We start from the raw sequence: 2375 nt of genomic DNA on the forward strand, positions 1-2375 counted from the left end.
CTTTGCCAAAACCACCCTATCAATAATACGATCAGTAGCAATGGCGGAAAAAACCATAAAATCCATGTCGATGGACGTACAGGCGGCTTGTAGCTGATAAAATCGCCATAACGATCCTGCATATAATCCCGGATTTCCGCATCACTACGTCTGTCTTTAATCAAATCATAGACTTTTTGCTTTAAGTCTTGGGCAATCGGCGCATCAGAACCTGCCAAGTTTTGGTTTTGGCATTTCGGGCAACGAAACTCTTCGATCAATCCTCGGTATTGTGCTTCTTGTTGGACAGAATCAAAATCATAGACGTCAATCGCCGCATAGCTGGTCACACTTAGGAGACAGGCAAGTATTAAGCTCGCTACTTTTATCGTAACGGCCTTTATTGAAAGGGCTATCATTTGCACACCTCTTCAACCTGAATCGCATCTGGACTGACGTTATTATCATTGGCATCATTGAGTACCGTTAAGCAAGGCTCAATACGATCTTGCCAGTTACTCTCGTTAATCTCACCAACAATGTGCTGGCGAATAACGCCTTCACCATCGACAGTGAAAGTCTCAGGCGCACCCGTCAACCCTAAGTCCAAGGCAAATTGACCAGATAAATCTTGAATAGACATGGAGAATGGGTCGCCGCCACGATTTAAATATCCTAGCGCATCACCGATGTCATCTTTGTAATTAACACCAACCAAATTGACTCCGCGCTCTTCTAATTGCATTAAAAAAGGATGCTCAATAACGCAAGTTGGGCACCAAGAGCCCCAAATATTCATCAAAAAGGGCTCATCAGGTAAGTTGTCATTGGTCATGATCCGACTGGTATCGGACAACAATGGCAGCTCAAACGCTGGTACTGGGCGTTCAAGCGCGGTATTGGTTACGATTTCAGTCGGCTGCCCCAAACGAAAATAAAGCATAACCATAACAGCAGCAAAGATGATCAGCGGGATCAAAAACCATATTCTAATTTGGCTTTTTTTCATTGTTCGATTACCTTTTGTTTCAGGGGGTTGCTCGGAAAAATGATTAGACTTAGTCATTTTGCTTCTCCCCTATTAGTGTCGTGTTATTAGTAGTGCTTTTAACATCTAAATCAGTAACCGTCGTAAAGCCTGACTTACTCGCTGCAATTTGTGCAGGGGTCTTGGATGTTTTGAGACGATAGCGCCTATCAAGCATACTCAGCAGACCACCCAATGCCATAATAATAGCGCCGAGCCATATCCAACGAATCAATGGCTTCACATAAATACGTACGGCCCATTTATTACTGCCTTCAGCTATAGGTTCACCAAGTGCGACGTACACATCACGCATCAGACTGTCATCAATCGCTGCTTCGGTCATTGGCATCATGCTAATAATGTAATTGCGTTTTTCAGGGTATAACGTAGTCACAGCACGGCTATCTTTACTCACTTCGACCTCAGCTTGGGTCGCATCATAGTTACTGCCTTTGACTTCGCGGAAGCCTTTAACGGTGAAGTCGTAACCTTGGACATGGACCGTTTCGCCAACACTCAATGCCACATCGCGCTCGATACTCAAGGTACTGGTAAAGGCAACACCGATGACCGCTACAATCACACCAATATGTGCCGTTTGCTGACCCCAGTAGCTTAAACGCAGCTTATTTAAGCCTTGCAAAAAGCTTGGTGCATTTTTGGTTTTGTCTTTGAAATCAACCACCATCCAGAACAGTACCCAAAAACTTACTGCTAGTGTTACACCAATATTAAGCATGGCAGATGGACTGACAAAGTAAGTGATGACTGCAGCTAATACTAGACTGCTCGCCGCAATGACCATACCAACGCCTAACAATGGACGCTTATCTTGTTTCCAGCGGATATTGGAGCCCATACCCATGGCAACCAGCAATAGCCATGTTAAAGGCACAAATAGCGCATTAAAGTACGGAGGACCTACCGATACCTGACCCAAGCTAAAGGCGTCGGCAATGATAGGATAGAGGGTACCAAGCAATACCACTAACGTTGCAATCAAAATGATGACGTTGTTAATGACTAAAAATGACTCACGCGAAACCAGTTGATACTGACTTTCAATCGTCAAACGCCAGCCACGCAGCGCAAACATCAGCAAACCACCACCGACGATGATGCCAAGAATCACTAAAATTACCAGACCACGAGTGGGGTCAGCGGCAAACGAATGCACTGAGGTAATAACCCCTGAACGTACAAGGAAAGTACCCAAGAGACTTAAGGCAAAAGCAAAGATAGCCAGCATAATGGTCCATGCTTTAAAGACACCGCGCTTCTCAGTCACTGCCAACGAATGCAGCAAGGCTAAACCGGCAAGCCAAGGCATCAGTGAGGCGTTTTCTACAGGATCCCAAAACCACCA

At 45.1% G+C, this 2375-nt stretch carries 3 protein-coding genes; all 3 read right to left on the minus strand.

Going from position 1 to position 2375, the window contains the following annotated elements:
* On the minus strand, positions 1-398 hold a 398-nt coding region (locus tag JMW90_RS13250; protein WP_201564722.1), incomplete at its 3' end, for a cytochrome c-type biogenesis protein.
* The gene (locus JMW90_RS13255) at positions 395-1045 is read right to left on the minus strand and encodes a DsbE family thiol:disulfide interchange protein (protein ID WP_102091629.1); all 651 of its coding nucleotides are present in this window, start codon (positions 1043-1045) and stop codon (positions 395-397) included. The genes JMW90_RS13250 and JMW90_RS13255, both read right to left, overlap by 4 nt.
* On the minus strand, positions 1038-2375 hold a 1338-nt coding region (locus JMW90_RS13260; protein ID WP_201564723.1), incomplete at its 5' end, for a heme lyase CcmF/NrfE family subunit. The genes JMW90_RS13260 and JMW90_RS13255, both read right to left, overlap by 8 nt.

The organism is Psychrobacter glacincola (genome assembly GCF_904846215.1).
GTDB classification, from domain to species: domain Bacteria; phylum Pseudomonadota; class Gammaproteobacteria; order Pseudomonadales; family Moraxellaceae; genus Psychrobacter; species Psychrobacter glacincola.

Coding starts and splice junctions, on each gene's coding strand:
- JMW90_RS13255 (WP_102091629.1), bottom strand. CDS start 1,045: ATGACTAAGTCTAATCATTTTTCCGAGCAACCCCCTGAAACAAAAGGT.